This is a genomic window from uncultured Methylobacterium sp., from assembly GCF_964242245.1.
GTDB lineage: Bacteria > Pseudomonadota > Alphaproteobacteria > Rhizobiales > Beijerinckiaceae > Methylobacterium.
Genome location: NZ_CAXTBY010000024.1, coordinates 1 through 14,069, shown reverse-complemented (window position 1 = coordinate 14,069; position 14,069 = coordinate 1). Strand labels below are relative to the sequence as shown.

Sequence of the window (14,069 nt, the reverse complement as noted above, 5' to 3'; positions counted from 1 at the left end):
AAGGTGGCCCCGAAGGTGGCCGACGGCGTCGAGATCCCCGATCAGAATCGGCAGATCTACGAGCCCAAGGCCAAGGACAGCCAGATCCGCATCGTCAATCGCGAGGAGCAGCCCCTCGACGTGGCCCAGGCCGCCCGCGCGGCCCAGGGCCTGGACAAGGGCGGACAGGATCGGGGCGCTTCGGACTCCGGCAGCGTGACCCCGGGCGCAGCGCCGCTGGATGCGTTCGGCCAGCCGCGCCGGGTCCGAACGGTCGTGGTGAAGCCCGACACGCCGCCCCCGCCGGCCCAGCGCGAGCCGCAGGCCGAGGCCGTGCCGCCGCTCTCGCCGATCCCGACCATGACGCTGCCGGGCGAGGACGCGCCCGTCCGCACCCGGCCCGGCCGGATGGCGGCGGTAACGCCGCAGATGCCGATGCAGACCACCACGCAGCAGGCGCCGCAGGCGGCCGAGCGCGCGCCCGTCGTCGCCGCTCCGGCACCGGTGAAGGCCAAGTCGCCCCAGCGCATGGCTTCGGTCGCCCCCGAGGCCATGGCCCCGTCGGACGCGCCGGTCACCACGGCCGCCGTGAGCACTGCCGCCGTCGGCGGATTCTCGGTCCAGCTCGGCGTCCGCACCAGCGCCCGCGAGGCGCAGGTCGCGCTGCGGGAGATGCAGGGCAAGTACAGCCAGCTCTCCGGGAAACCCGAACTGATCCGCCAAGCCGAGGTCAACGGCAAGACGATCTTCCGGGTCCGCGTTGGGCCGCTGGCCAAGGCCGAGGCGACCACCCTGTGCACCCAGCTTCAGGGTGCCGGCGGGCAGTGCTTCGTCGCCAAGAACTGAGACGCTGAGACCTGAGCCGTCGAACATCCCGTCGTCACGCGTTTGACCGCGGACGGGACCGCTCCGGCGTTCCCCTGAGCCACGGCCGCAACAGCGGGACGGGATCGCGCGCCCAGGTCCCTGCGTCCCGCGGTTTCGCCTTGCCGACCAGGGGCGGTCCATCGGACCCTTCCTGCGCGATTCGACGATCCGAAGACGTTTCCACCATCGTTCCAGAAGCCTCGCGCGAGCCGTCCCCGATGACATCCCGTGCCCTGATCCTCGGCTGCGCCGGAACCACCCTCTCGGCGGAGGAGGCCGCGTTCTTCCGCAGCGTGCAGCCCTGGGGCTTCATCCTGTTCAAGCGCAACATCGGCACGCCGGACGAGGTCCGCGCGCTGACGGCCTCGCTCCGCGCCACGATCGGGCGCGACGACGCGCCGATCCTGATCGACCAGGAGGGCGGCCGGGTGCAGCGCATGGGGCCGCCGCACTGGCCGAAATACCCGGCCGGCGGCCGGTTCCGGCACCTCGACGGGGCGGCCGCGGCGATGGCGCGGCTCGGCGCCCGCCTGATGGCGCACGACCTCGCCGAGGTCGGCATCAATGTCGACTGCGCCCCCGTCCTCGACGTGCCCGAGGCGGGCGCGCACGACATCATCGGCGACCGCGCCTACGCGTCGAGCCCGCAGGCGGTGGCCGAGATCGGCCGCGCGGTGGCCGAGGGACTGATGGCGGGCGGCGTCCTGCCGGTGATGAAGCACATCCCCGGTCACGGCCGCGCGGCCTGCGACAGCCACCACGGCCTGCCGGTGGTCGAGGCCGGCCTCGATGCCCTGCGCGCCCAGGACTTCCAGCCGTTCCGGGCGCTCGCCGACCTGCCGATGGCGATGAGCGCGCACGTGGTGTTCTCGCAGATCGATCCCGAGCGGCCGGCGACGCAGTCGGCCCGCGTCGTCGGTGACGTGATCCGCGGCGCGATCGGCTTCGACGGCCTGCTGATGACCGACGACCTGTCGATGCACGCGCTGACCGGCCCGTTCCGGGCGCGCGCCGAGGCCGCGTTCTCCGCCGGGATCGACGTGGCGCTCCACTGCAACGGCAGCATGGCGGAGATGCGCGCGGTCGCGGAGGGGGCGCCCGAGATGGAGGGCGACCGCCTGCGCCGGGCGGAGGCCGCGCTCGCCCGCCTCGGCGGCGCCCGCGACGGTCTCGACGTTCCGGAAGCCCGGGCCCGGTTCGCGGCCGCTCTGGTGCGGGCCGCCTGAGGCAAGGCCGCCACCCGCGCGGGCCTTTCGCGGGGGCGGACGGTATTGACCGCTTGTGTTCACCGAGCGCGATCCCTAGGTTCGCCCCGAAATTCAACCGCGGAAACGAGCCGTTGCGGACACGTAGATCCGATGCGTGACCCGTGGCGCAGGAGGTTGCCATGGGCAGCATGAGTATCTGGCACTGGGTCATCGTCGCCGTCATCGTCATGCTGCTGTTCGGCCGCGGCAAGGTCTCCGACCTGATGGGCGACGTCGCCAAGGGCATCAAGGCGTTCAAGAAGGGCATGGCGGAGGACGAGACGCCGGCCCAGGCCGCCGCTCCGGTCGCGCCCGTCGCCCCGGCGGAGCCCGTGCGCACCATCCCGCACGCGGCCGAGACGAGCCCCGGCACCGCGATCCCCGCGAGCCACCTTCCGTCCGGCGACCGCAAGACGGTCTGACCGAGGCGGCCTGACCTGGAGGCCCAGGCTCGCGCCTCGCGCGGCCCATCCGAGGCCCGATCGGCAGGCCCGAAGCTGCAGGACCGTCGACGACATGCTGGACATGAGCTGGGGGGAGGTGATGCTGATCGGAGGCGTCGCCCTCATCGTCATCGGGCCGAAGGACCTGCCGAAGGCGTTGCGCACCGTCGGGCAGATCACGCGCAAGGTCCGCCGCATGGCCGGCGAGTTCCAGATGCAGTTCAACGAGGCGATCCGCGAGGCCGAGCTCGACGATGTCCGCAAGGATGTCGAGGGCATCCGCGACACGGTCCGGACCGCCGGCACCGGCTTCAATCCGGTCCAGACGATCCGCGACGAGTTGAAGGGCGCCGTCGAGGCGCGGAGCGCGAAGCCGAGTCCCGAGACGCTGGCCGATGCCACGGCGCAGTTGCGCGCCGCCGAGGATGCGGGCGCTGCGGGCGGACGCTACGACGTCCCGCAGCCGGCCGAGCCGCACCCGGCGTCCGAGCCTCTCCCCGTCGCGGGCTCCGTCGACGACCCGTTCGGTGCGCCCGCGGAAGCCCCGCCGGCAGCATCCGGTCCGGCGCCCTCGGGCGCGGGCCGCTAGCCGATGATCAACGAGACGGACGAGGCCGAGATCGAGGCATCGCGGGCGCCGCTCCTCGACCACCTGATCGAGCTGCGCGCGCGGCTGATTAAGTCGCTGGCCGCCTTCATCGTAATGTTCTTCGGGTGCTTCTTCTTCTCGCGCGAGATCTACAACATCCTCGTCCACCCCTACGTCTCTGTGGTGGGCGTCGAGAACGCCAAGCTCATCGCGACGCACTTCCTCGAGCAGGTCTTCACCAACATCAAGCTCAGCGTTTTCGGGGCAGCCTTCCTGGCGTTTCCGGTGATCGCGACGCAGATCTACGCCTTCGTGGCGCCGGGCCTCTACCGCAACGAGCGCAAGGCCTTCACGCCCTACCTCGTCGCCACCCCGATCTTCTTCGTGCTCGGCGCGCTGGTCGTGTTCTTCCTCGCCATGCCGCTGCTGATCCGGTTCTCGGTGTCGCTGCAGCAGGTGGGCGTCGCGGGCGAGCCGACGATCGCGCTGCTGCCGAAGGTCGACGAGTACCTCTCGCTGATCATGACCCTGATCTTCGCCTTCGGCATCGCCTTCCAGTTGCCCGTGATCCTGACGCTGCTCGGCCAGATCGGCGTGATCGACGCGAAGTTCCTGCGGGAGAAGCGGCGCTACGCCATCGTGCTCGTCTTCGTCGCCGCGGCCGTCCTGACCCCGCCCGACGTGATCTCGCAGCTCTCGCTGGCCCTGCCGATGCTGCTGCTCTACGAGGCCTCGGTGTTCTCGGTGGCGCGCGTCGAGAAGGTGCGCGCCGCCCGCCGCGTCGCCGAGGGGCTCGATCCGTAGGCGCTCACACGCGAGCCAGGGGCTTCGGCAGCATGTTCGGCCGCCAGCGCCGGTGCATCCAGAGCCACTGTCCCGGGTTCTCGCGCACCCAGCCCTCGACGACGCCGGTCATCGCCTGCATCGCGCCGGCGACGTCGATCTGGCCATCCGCGTCGCGCGGCAGGTCGAGGGGCGGGGTCAGCGTCAACCGGAAACGCCCCCCCGGGAGCCGTACCACGCGCGCACCGTGCACCGGGCAATCGTAGTGGCGCGCGAGCTTGGCGAGCAGCGGGTTGGCCAAGCAGGGGCGTTCGAAGAACGTCACCACCACGCCCCGGGTGAAGTGCTGGTCGATCAGTTGCCCGAGATGGCCGCCCCGCTCCACCACGCCCTGCATCGCGAAGGCGCCGCCCGGGCCGGAGGCGGCCAACCCACCCATGGTCTTGCGACGCACCTCCTGCACGAGGCGGGCGGCGGCGGGGTTGTTGGGCGCCCGGAACACGGCGGTCGCCTCCAGGTCGAACTTCGCGGCGCAGATCGCCGGCAGCTCCCAGTTCGCGAGGTGGGCCGAGAAGACGAGGCCCGGCCGGCCATCGTCGCGCAGGGCGAAGAAGTGCTCGATGCCCTCGACTTCCATGCGCTGGGTCGCGTGGTTGGCAGGGTCGTAGTCGAACAGGGTATCGAGGTGAGCATATTCGGCGCCGGTGCGGCCGAGGTTGTCCCACGCCTCCCGAGCGATCCTTCGAACGTCGGACTCCGTCAGGTCGGGGAGGGCGGCACGCAGGTTCGCAAGCGCCGTGCGATGCGAGGGCAACCACGGCCCCAGGGCGCGCAACAGCGCCGCGCCGGCATCGCCCGCCCGCTCCGGCCCGAGTGCGCGCGACAGCCGGAACACCGCGCGGATCAGCGGGATCATGGCGTAGCCGGCCAGCCGCGGCAGGTTCCGCTTCAGGGTCAGGGCGAGGCGCAGCAACGGGTTACTCTGGGACACGGCGTCCTGCCGGCGTCGGGCGAGCCGGAGAGAGGACGAAACCGCTCCGCTTAGATCATTTTCTCGCAAGAGGGGAGGGCGTCACAGGCTCACCAGGATCTTGCCGAAGACCGTGCGCGATTCGAGCCGCTCCAACCCCTGCGCGAAGTCGACCAGCGGGTAGACCGTATCGATGACCGGGCGGATGCCGTCGGCCATCTTGGCCAGCGCCTCGCGGATGTTGGCGAGCCGGCAGCCGAACGAGCCGGTGATGCGATACTGCTGCTGGAAGAGCTGCATCAGGTTCATCGTGGTCGAGACGCCCGACGTCGAGCCGCAGGTGACGAGGCGCCCGCCGCGCTTGAGGCAGAGCAGGGAGCCGTTCCAGGTGTCGGGCCCGACATGCTCGAACACCACGTCGACCCCTTTCCGCTTCGTCAGCCGCCGCACCTCGCCCTCGAAGCGCTCGGTGCGGTAGTTGACCACGTGATCGGCCCCGAGAGCCGCGGCCTTGGCGCCCTTCTCGTCGTCGCCGACCGTCGTGTAGACGGTGCAGCCGATCGCCTTGGCCATCCGGATGGCCGCGGTGCCGATGCCCGAACCGCCGGCATGGACGAGGATGCTCTCGCCGGGCTCCAGCCGGGCGTTGTCGAACAGCATGTGCTGCACGGTGCCGAAGGCGATGCCGGCACACGCCGCGTCCGTCAGGCTGACGCCCGCCGGCACCTTCGCCACGAGGCGGGCCGGCATGGTGACGAACTCGCGGGCGAAGCCGTCGATGTGGAAGCCCATCACGCCGCCGACATCCTCGCAGAGGTTGTCGCGCCCCTCGCGGCAGGCCCGGCACCGGCCGCAGGTCATCGCGCCGTAGAGCGCGACGCCGTCGCCGACCGCGAGCCCTTCGACGCCCGCCCCGACCTCGGCGATCTCGCCCGCGGCCTCGGCGCCGACGGTGAGCGGCAGCCGCCGCTTGGCGAAGGCCATGCCGCGAAAGCCCCACACGTCGATGAAGTTCAGCCCGACCGCGCGTACCCGAACCCGGACCTCGCCGAAGCCGGGGGGACGGGAAGCCTCGACCTCGGTGAGGCGCAGGTCGCGGTCGCCGAAGAGTTGCAGGGCTTGCATATGCGCTCTTTCTAGCCGCCGACCCGGTAAGGGCCGGCAGGGGAATGGATCAGGAGCCGCAAAGGATCGCATCAAGGTGCGATCCGAACGCGAAGCGATCCGCAGGCGAGAGCCGACCGATTGGCCGACCGACCTGCGCGTTGGCGATCGTGAACAGCTTCCATCGAATGACAGAACGATGGCTCAGGCCTGGGGCGGGGAGATTCAAGATGAGATAATACGCTCGGCCAGTGGCTTCCCGCGCCCGTCGTGATCATCGCAACGACGACATGCCCGTTTGCGGCGTTGAACGTCGCGGGCGATGCGACGAGAACGGGCCGCGGTTTGCGGATCGGCAGGTCGATGAAGGGAAAAAGCACCTTCAGAACGTCGAAGCGGTCATAGGCCATCATAGGCCGCGGCATCGTCGGGACTGTTCCACTCCGTTAGAGTCGCGGTCAGGGACAGGAGGTAGGGATCGACCCTGCCCGTCTCGGGCTCGACCGTGACCATGGCGCCGCGCCGCGTCTGCAAGTGCTGCCAGAACTCGGAGGATTCCCGTTCCGGCCTCACGCCATCCGTGGGCCGTCCGTCGGCACCGTCACGCATCTTCCGGAAGCGAACAGGTTTTCCTTCGATGCGCAGAACGATGACGTCGTCGGACGGCAGCGAACGAATGCTGCTGGCCAGATCAGGATCGCCCTCGATATGAGCCGCCCACAGGACATCGTCGCGAATGATCATCGTCGCCATCGCAGGCCTCCTGCGCCGATACCTACGGAACCCGTTCGTTCGCATCAACCCGACTTAATCCGGTGCGAGGTAGCGCCGCCGTGCCCAGCCCACCGCGCGGCCGGCCTTGACCCGGCACCACGTGGTGCCGCTCGGCGTCGCGTTGGTGCAGCCGAAGACGAGCGCCCGGCCGCGGATCTCGCCGACCACGTCGGCGGACGGATCGGGCTCGGCGCGGATGCTGAGCGCCTCGCCTCGCGGCAGGCCGTCGATGCGGTAGGGGACCGGCTCGGCGCGCGCCGTCCCCACGCCGACGAGGAGGAGCAGGCAGGTCATGGCGGACCAGACGGGCGGGAGCGGGCGCATTGGAAAATCGCGAAAACCCTTCAGCGGTGGACGCCCATCATCGCGGTAAGGCCGCCGTCGACGGGCAGGACGGCGCCAGTGATGTAGGCGGCGGGTGCCTCCATCAGGAACGCCGCGAGTGCGGCCACCTCGGCAGGCTCCGCGAAGCGCCCCGTCGGGATCTGGCGCTCCATCCCGGCGCGGTGGGCGGCGTAGGCGGCCAGCATCGGCGTGTCGACGAAGCCGGGGGCGATGACGTTGACGGTGACGCCGCGCTTGGCCGACTCGATCGCCAGCGTCCGGCAATAGGCGATCAGCGCGCCCTTGGTGGCGGCGTAGGCCGCGTTGCCGGCGTTGGCGCGCAAGGCCGCCACCGAGCCGATCGCGACGATGCGGCCGGCGCGCGCGCGGATCATGCCGCGCACCAGCGCCTTGGCGAGCCGCGTCAGCGAGAAGAAGTTCACCTGCATCAGGGCCTCGGCCCGGTCCTGGTCGAGCATCGCCGCGAGGGCGTCGTAGGATTGCCCGGCATTGTGGACGAGGCCGTAGTAGCCGCGCGCGTCCGCCGCCTCGCAGAAGGCGTCCAATGCCGCACGGTCGGCGAGGTCCAGGGACTCGGCCGCGAAGGTCGTGCCCGGATGCCGGTCGCGAAGCTCGGCGAGCAGCGCCTCGGCCGGCGCGACCGAGGCGCGGTAGGTGAAATCGACCGCGTGGCCGGCGGCGGCCAACGCGCGCACGAGCGCCGCGCCGAGGCCCGAGGCGCCCCCGGTGACGAGGATGCGGTGGCCGGAGGCGGGCCGAGGCGCGCGCATGTCCGGTCCGACCGCTGCGCGCGTGTTCGGTTCCACCGTTGCGCGCACGCTCGGTTCTACCGCTGCGCTCATGCTGGCTCGGCGGCGAGCACGAGGCAGGTGTTCTGCCCGCCGAAGCCGAAGGAGTTCGACAGCACGCGCGACACGGCCGCGTCGCGGGCCGTCGTCACGATGTCGAGGGCGATCGCGGGATCGGGCACGGCGTGGTTGATGGTCGGCGGGATGCGCCCGTGCCGGATCGTCAGCAGCGACACCGCCGCCTCGATGGCGCCGGCCGCCGTCAGCGTATGCCCGAGCATCGACTTGTTGGAGGTGACCGGGATGCGGGCGGCGGCCTCGCCGAACACCGCGGTCAGGCCCATCGCCTCCATCCGGTCGTTCTCTGGCGTCGCGGTGCCGTGGGCGTTGACCGTGTCGATCCCGTCGGCGCCGATCCCGGCATCGTCGAGGCTTGCGCGGATCGCGGCGATGATCGGCGCGCCGTCGGGGCTGGAGCGGGTGCGATGGAAGCCGTCGCCCTTCTCGCCGCAGCCGAGGACGTAGCCCAGAATCTCCGCGCCGCGCGCGACTGCGGCTTCCGCATCCTCCAGCACCAACGCGGCGGCGCCTTCGCCCATGACGAAGCCGTCCCGGTTCTTCGAGAAGGGCTTCGAGGCCCGCTCCGGCGGATCGTTCTGCGTCGAGAGCGCCGAGAGCAGGGAGAAGCGGATCAGCGACTCCGGGTTCACCGAGCCGTCGGTCCCGATGCAGAGGGCCGCCCGCATCTCACCGCGGCGGATCGCCTCGACGCCGAGCTGGATCGCTGTGGCACCCGACGAGCACGCCGTCGAGAGCGAGATTGGCGAGCCTCGGGTGCCGAAGCGGTCGGCGATCCGGTCGGCCACCGTGCCGAAGATGAACAGGTCGTGCCATGCATCGAACGCCCGGCTCGCCGCCGCGCGCTGGAGGCCGGCATAGGTCACGGGCTCGCTCCCGCTGCCGGCCTCGGCGAGCGCCCGGCGCTGCGGCCACTCCATCTCGACGGGCGGCACGGCGATGAACAGCGCGCCGGGGAAGTCGCCGGCCGATCCGATGGCCGCCTGAGCCACGGCCTCCTCGGCCGCCACGTGCGCGAAGCGCTCGGACAGGGCCGGCGCCACGAGGGGATCGGTGTCGAGGAAGTCGACGGTGCCGGCGATGCGCGTGCGCAGCCCGTCGGTCGGGAACCGCGCGATCGCGTGAATCCCTGAGCGCCCGGCCGTCAGCGCGGCCCAGGTGTCGTCCTGGCCCCGGCCGAGGGACGAGACGAGGCCGAGACCGGTGACGGCGACGAGCGGCCGCCCCCTGGCGTCGCGGTGAGATTGTCCTGTCATGGCGCCGTCTTAGTCGGTTTCTTTTCGGCGTGCATCCCGCGGCCTGCCGGAGCGCCGCGTGCTCAGACCCACTCGCCGCCGCGCATCACCGGCACCGCCTGCCCGTCCGAGTCGATCCCGTCCACGTCGACCGCGCTCGAGCCGATCATCCAGTCGATGTGGATCAGGCTGCGGTTGGCGCCGCGGGCGGAGAGATCGTCCTCGGACAGGCCCGCGCCGTCGTCGACGAAGCACTTCGAGTAGGCCTGTCCGAGCGCGATGTGGCTCGCGGCGTTCTCGTCGTAGAGGGTGTTGTAGAACAAGAGGCCCGAGGCCGAGATCGCGGAGGAGGCCGGCACCAGGGCGACTTCGCCGAGCCGCCGGGCCCCCTCGTCGGTGTCGAGGACGCGGGCGAGGACATCGCTGCCCCGGCTCGCCCGCGACTCGACGATGCGCCCCGCCTCGAACCGCACCGCGATCTCCTCGATCAGGGTGCCCTGGTAGGAGAGCGGCTTGGTGCTGGCGACGTAGCCATCGACCCGCCCCCGATGCGGCGTGGTGAAGACCTCCTCCGTCGGGATGTTGGCGTTGCAGGTGATGCCGCTGCGCGAGGTCGCGGCACCCCCGCACCACGCGTGGTCGTCGGCAAGCCCCACGGTGAGGTCGGTGCCGGGGCCGCGGAAGCGGATCGCGGAGAAGCGGTGGCCGTTCAGCAGATCCTTGCGCGCGTGGAGCGCCGCGTTGTGCTCGGACCACGCCGCTAGCGCATCCGGGCCGTCGACGCGGGAAGCCGCGAAGATCGCGTCCCAGAGCCGGGCCACGGCCTCGTCCTCGGGCAGGTCCGGGAAGACCGTGCGCGCCCAGGCGGGCGTCGCCGCCGAGACGATGGTCCAGTTGGTGGCGAAGTTGGCGATCAGCTCCAGCGCGGGCACGTAGGCCTTCGAGCGCGAGCGGTTGGCGCGGGCGACCCGGTCGGGGTCCTGGCCCGCGAGCAGGGCGGGGTCGTCGCCGCTGATCGCGAGGCGGGCGGCTCCGTTGCGGTAGGCCTCGGCCATGCCGGAGTAGAGCCAGCCGGCGGCCGTGTCGAAGGCCTCGTCCGGCGCGTGAGCGAAGCGGGCCAGCGTCGCGACGTCGTCGCCCAGCAGCGTCGTGACGAGCGAGGCGCCGGCCCTGTACGCCTGCGCCGTGATCGCGCGGGCGAGCGGCAGCGCGTCGAGCGGCGCCGTCAGGACGAGTTCCTGCCCGGGCTGGAGGTTGAGACCGACACGGACCGCGACCTCGGCGAGCCGGTCGATCCGGGCGGCGAAGGGCAGATCCGCGGCCTGAGGCCGGGCGTGCATGGTCATGGACGGCTCCCGCGAAACATCCGATCCGGACACTCCAAGATCGGCGCGGGGCTCATCGAATCAAGCGGCGCGGGACCACGTGATCTCGCCGAGGCTTTCGCGGAAGGCGAAGCGCATCAGGTGGTCCGAGACCACGTTCTCCAGGCGGGTCAACCCGGCCGGATCGGCGCTGGCGATCCGCATCAGGAGGGCGTCGGGCTCGGCCTCGAAGGTGCACACCCGGTCCTCGCCGAAGGGCACGGTGCCGTGGTCGGTGGTGCTCGACACCGGGAACTTGTGGCTCCAGTGGCGGCAGAGCTGCTGCAGGTAGCGGCTCGCCTCGGCGGTCTGCACGCGGGCCTGAGAGGTGGGCATCGCTATGGTCTCCTTCGGTGTTCGGCGCCCCGGAACTCTCGCAGGTGCGAAAGGGTCGGGTTGGCCAAGCAAGTGCCGGGCCCCGCCGCCGGTGCGGCGGCACCGGCCTCGACGAACGTCCGCCCCAGTCGTTAACGCTGCGATAACGCACGGATCTCCGGGTTTCCCCGCCAGCCGTCGCGTCGCAGACCATATCGCAGCGAGGGCGCTGATTTATGGCGCAATGCAGGGCAATATTGTGAGTGGATAATGCATTGCACAATGCCGGATCTTCGCGAGACCGGACGGCAATGCCGCACGCACGGATTTTACGGCAGCGCAGGCGGTGGGTTCTCGGACAAGGTGACGACCTTGCCCGGGTTGAGACGGTCGTGCGGATCGAGCCCCGCCTTGATCGCCCGCATCAGGTCTAGCGCCACCGGGTCGGTGTAGTGCTGCAGCTCGTCGCGCTTGATCAGGCCGACGCCGTGCTCGGCGGCGATCGACCCGTCCAGGCCCGTCACGATGTCGTGGACGATGCGGTTGAACCGCGCCCAATCGGCCAGGAACGCCGCCTTGTCCATCCCGACGGGTTGGCTGAGGTTGAAGTGGATGTTGCCGTCGCCGGCGTGGCCGAAGGCGCAGACCCGCAGGCCCGGCATCGCGGCCTCGCAGGCCAAGCTCGCCTCCTCGAGAAAATCCGCGAGGCGCGACAGCGGCACCGAGACGTCGTGCTTGATCGAGCCGCCCTCGTGCCCCTGCGCCTCGGAGAGGTTTTCCCGGAGCGCCCAGAGGGCGAGGTTCTGCGCCTCGCTCGCGCCCAGCGTCGCGTCCTCGACGAGGCCGTCCTCGATCGCTTCGGCCAGGGCTGCCTCCAGCTCGGCGCGGGTGTCGGCGTCGGGCCGGGCGGAGGCGAGCTCGATCAGCGCGTAAGCGCCGTGCACGCCCGCGAGTGGGCGCACCGTGCCGGGCACGTGGCGCAGCACGAGGTCGAGCCCGAAGGGCGGGATGAGCTCGAAGGCGGTCAGATCGCGGTCGGCGCGTCGGCGCAGGCCCGCGAACAGGTCGAGCGCCACCCGCGCCGAGGGCAGGCCGACGAAGCCGACGCTGCGGGAGGCGGGCTTCGGGAACAGCTTCAGCACCGCGCGGGTGATGATGCCGAGGGTGCCTTCCGAGCCGACGAACAGGTGCTTGAGGTCGTAGCCGGCGTTGTTCTTGCGCAACGCCTTCAGCCCGTTCCACACCCGGCCGTCGGCGAGCACCACCTCCAGGCCGAGGACGAGGTCGCGGGCGTTGCCGTAGGCGAGCACCGCGATGCCGCCGGAGTTGCACGCGAGCGCCCCGCCGATCCGGGCCGAGCTGCGGGAGGCGTAGGAGAGCGGGAACAGGAGGCCCGCGGCGTCCGCCGCGTCCTGCACGTCGGAGAGGATCGCCCCCGCCTCGACGGTGATGCTGGCGTTAACGGGATCGACGCCGAGCACCCGGTTCATGCGCGCGAGCGAGAGGACGACGCCGCCGTGCGGCACGCCGCCGCCGACGAGGCCGGTGTTGCCGCCCTGCGCCACGACCGCGACGCCGGCGGCCGCGCAGGTCCCGACGGCGAAGGCGACCTCGGCGGTCGAGCCCGGCCGCACCACGGCGAGCGCCGTCCCGCGGTAGAGTTTTCGCGATTCCACGAGGTAGGGCGCGAGGTCGGATGCATCGGTCAGCACGTGCGCGCCTCCGAGCCGGTCGCGCAGGGCCGACAGCAGGGCGTCGTGGGGCGTTGCGTGCTGGGTCATCGCGCGATTTTTCGACAGGCGGGGGCGGGATGCAAGCGCGGCGGGATGGCCTGGGCCGAGCCTCGTCCTAAGACTAAGCCTTGCGCTCCTCACCGGGCGCCCGAGAGAACCCGGCCGTGTCGCGAGGCGAAGCCATGCTGTCCGTCATCCCCAACCCGCCCCGCGTCGCCCTCCCCGTCGCCGGCAGCGAGGACCTGTTCCCGGTGCGCCGGGTTTACTGCGTTGGGCGCAACTACGCCGCGCACGCCCGCGAGATGGGGGCCGACCCCGATCGCGAGCCGCCGTTCTTCTTCATGAAGCCCGCCGACGCGCTCCAGCCCTGCGGCGGCGGACCGATCGACCACCCTTATCCGCCGCGCACGGAAAGCTACCATTTCGAGATCGAGCTGGTGGCGGCCCTCGGGGCGGGCGGGCGCGACATCCCGGTGGAGAGCGCCCTGGAGCACGTCTACGGCTACGCCGTCGGCCTCGACATGACCCGGCGCGACCTCCAGGACGAGGCCAAGCGCATGGCAAGGCCGTGGGACCTCGGCAAGGCGGCGGACGCCTCGGGGCCGATCGGCCCGATCCACCCGGTCGAGCGCGTCGGCCACCTCACGAGCGGGCGGATCGCCCTGTCCGTCGACGGGGCCGAGCGCCAGCTCGGGGATCTCGCCGACATGATCTGGTCGATCCCTGAGCAGATCGCCTACCTCTCGGCCTACTTCGCGCTCGAACCCGGCGACCTGATCTTCACCGGCACGCCCTCCGGCGTCGGCCCGGTGCGGCGGGGCGAGCGCATGGTCGGCGTAATTGCAGGGCTCGGCGCGATCGCCCTGGACGTGGTCTGATCGCGGCGCCAGCGCGAAACGCGGCGATGAAGCCCCTCGACCAGCCCTGGCTGCGCCGCCTGTTCCACCTCGCCGCTCTGGCGGTGCGCGGGATGACGCTCGGCGTGCGGGGCGCCGCGATCGACGATGCGGGCCGCGTCTGCCTCGTGCGCCACACCTATATCAGCGGCTGGCACCTGCCCGGCGGCGGCGTCGAGCCGGGCGAGACCGCGCCGGAGGCAATGGCGCGGGAGTTCCGCGAGGAGGCCGAGATCGTCCTCGATCCCGGCACCCCGCTGCGCCTGCACGGCTTCTACCGCAACCTCGCCGCGGCGGGACGCGACCACGTCGTGCTCTACGTCGCTCCCGCTTTCATCGTTGCCGGCCCGAAGCAGCCCGACCGGGAGATCGCGGCCTGCGCGTTCTTCCCCCTCGACGCCCTACCGGACGAGACGACCCGCGCGACGCGCGAGCGCCTGCGCGAGATCCGCGAGGGGCTGGCCCCGGCCGCCCTCTGGTAAGCCGATGCGGGCGGTAGCCCACCAGGGGCATCGCTTCAGCTTTTTGAGGACGACGGAGGTGTCTGTCGGCTGAGGGC

At 71.4% G+C, this 14,069-nt stretch carries 17 protein-coding genes; 7 read left to right on the top strand and 10 right to left on the bottom strand.

What is annotated here, in order from left to right; all coding sequences use genetic code 11:
• The 5 genes from ACFE8Y_RS08070 to tatC all read left to right on the top strand — a co-directional run.
• Window positions 1-825, top strand: an 825-nt coding sequence (locus ACFE8Y_RS08070) for an SPOR domain-containing protein (RefSeq protein ID WP_375463877.1), incomplete at its 5' end; no start/stop codon positions are given.
• Window positions 826-1,064: 239 nt separating this feature from the next.
• A complete protein-coding gene (nagZ, locus tag ACFE8Y_RS08065; protein ID WP_375463876.1) occupies window positions 1,065-2,072 on the top strand; it encodes a beta-N-acetylhexosaminidase in 1,008 nt (335 codons plus the stop codon).
• Between the two features lie 161 nt (window positions 2,073-2,233).
• Window positions 2,234-2,515, top strand: a complete 282-nt coding sequence (locus ACFE8Y_RS08060; RefSeq protein WP_375463875.1) for a twin-arginine translocase TatA/TatE family subunit — start codon at window positions 2,234-2,236, stop codon at window positions 2,513-2,515.
• 94 nt (window positions 2,516-2,609) lie between these two features.
• Window positions 2,610-3,125, top strand: a complete 516-nt coding sequence (tatB, locus tag ACFE8Y_RS08055; protein ID WP_375463874.1) for a Sec-independent protein translocase protein TatB — start codon at window positions 2,610-2,612, stop codon at window positions 3,123-3,125.
• Window positions 3,126-3,128: 3 nt separating this feature from the next.
• Window positions 3,129-3,929 (top strand): twin-arginine translocase subunit TatC, encoded by an 801-nt coding sequence (gene tatC / locus ACFE8Y_RS08050; protein WP_375463873.1) that lies wholly within the window; start codon window positions 3,129-3,131, stop codon window positions 3,927-3,929.
• Window positions 3,930-3,933: 4 nt separating this feature from the next.
• Here tatC and ACFE8Y_RS08045 read toward each other — a convergent pair whose 3' ends face one another.
• The 10 genes from ACFE8Y_RS08045 to ACFE8Y_RS08000 form a co-directional block, all read right to left on the bottom strand.
• The gene (locus ACFE8Y_RS08045) at window positions 3,934-4,881 is read right to left on the bottom strand and encodes a lipid A biosynthesis lauroyl acyltransferase (protein WP_375463903.1); all 948 of its coding nucleotides are present in this window, start codon (window positions 4,879-4,881) and stop codon (window positions 3,934-3,936) included.
• 99 nt (window positions 4,882-4,980) lie between these two features.
• Complete coding sequence (locus tag ACFE8Y_RS08040) at window positions 4,981-6,003, bottom strand: zinc-binding dehydrogenase (protein ID WP_375463872.1); 1,023 nt, start codon at window positions 6,001-6,003, stop codon at window positions 4,981-4,983.
• Window positions 6,004-6,074: 71 nt separating this feature from the next.
• Entirely contained in the window at window positions 6,075-6,395 is a 321-nt protein-coding gene (locus tag ACFE8Y_RS08035; RefSeq protein WP_375463871.1) for a type II toxin-antitoxin system PemK/MazF family toxin, read from the bottom strand.
• Window positions 6,382-6,735: a hypothetical protein gene (locus ACFE8Y_RS08030; protein WP_375463870.1), complete on the bottom strand. Its 354-nt coding sequence runs from the start codon at window positions 6,733-6,735 to the stop codon at window positions 6,382-6,384. Before ACFE8Y_RS08030 ends, ACFE8Y_RS08035 begins: the two co-directional genes overlap by 14 nt.
• 54 nt (window positions 6,736-6,789) lie before the next feature.
• On the bottom strand, window positions 6,790-7,080 hold the full coding sequence (locus tag ACFE8Y_RS08025; RefSeq protein ID WP_375463869.1) for an SH3 domain-containing protein: 291 nt from the start codon (window positions 7,078-7,080) through the stop codon (window positions 6,790-6,792).
• A gap of 20 nt (window positions 7,081-7,100) precedes the next feature.
• Window positions 7,101-7,871, bottom strand: a complete 771-nt coding sequence (locus tag ACFE8Y_RS08020; protein WP_375463868.1) for an SDR family NAD(P)-dependent oxidoreductase — start codon at window positions 7,869-7,871, stop codon at window positions 7,101-7,103.
• A 68-nt stretch (window positions 7,872-7,939) separates the two neighbouring features.
• Window positions 7,940-9,223, bottom strand: a complete 1,284-nt coding sequence (locus ACFE8Y_RS08015; RefSeq protein ID WP_375463867.1) for a beta-ketoacyl-ACP synthase — start codon at window positions 9,221-9,223, stop codon at window positions 7,940-7,942.
• A 62-nt stretch (window positions 9,224-9,285) separates the two neighbouring features.
• Window positions 9,286-10,548, bottom strand: a complete 1,263-nt coding sequence (locus ACFE8Y_RS08010; RefSeq protein ID WP_375463866.1) for an aminopeptidase — start codon at window positions 10,546-10,548, stop codon at window positions 9,286-9,288.
• A 60-nt stretch (window positions 10,549-10,608) separates the two neighbouring features.
• Window positions 10,609-10,902: a DUF2218 domain-containing protein gene (locus tag ACFE8Y_RS08005; protein ID WP_375463865.1), complete on the bottom strand. Its 294-nt coding sequence runs from the start codon at window positions 10,900-10,902 to the stop codon at window positions 10,609-10,611.
• Window positions 10,903-11,210: 308 nt separating this feature from the next.
• Complete coding sequence (locus tag ACFE8Y_RS08000) at window positions 11,211-12,662, bottom strand: FAD-binding oxidoreductase (RefSeq protein WP_375463864.1); 1,452 nt, start codon at window positions 12,660-12,662, stop codon at window positions 11,211-11,213.
• A gap of 134 nt (window positions 12,663-12,796) precedes the next feature.
• Between ACFE8Y_RS08000 and ACFE8Y_RS07995 the strand changes: the two genes are divergently transcribed.
• Entirely contained in the window at window positions 12,797-13,492 is a 696-nt protein-coding gene (locus ACFE8Y_RS07995) for a fumarylacetoacetate hydrolase family protein (RefSeq protein WP_375463863.1), read from the top strand.
• Between the two features lie 26 nt (window positions 13,493-13,518).
• Window positions 13,519-13,992, top strand: a complete 474-nt coding sequence (locus tag ACFE8Y_RS07990) for an NUDIX domain-containing protein (protein ID WP_375463862.1) — start codon at window positions 13,519-13,521, stop codon at window positions 13,990-13,992.
• Window positions 13,993-14,069: the final 77 nt, after the last annotated feature.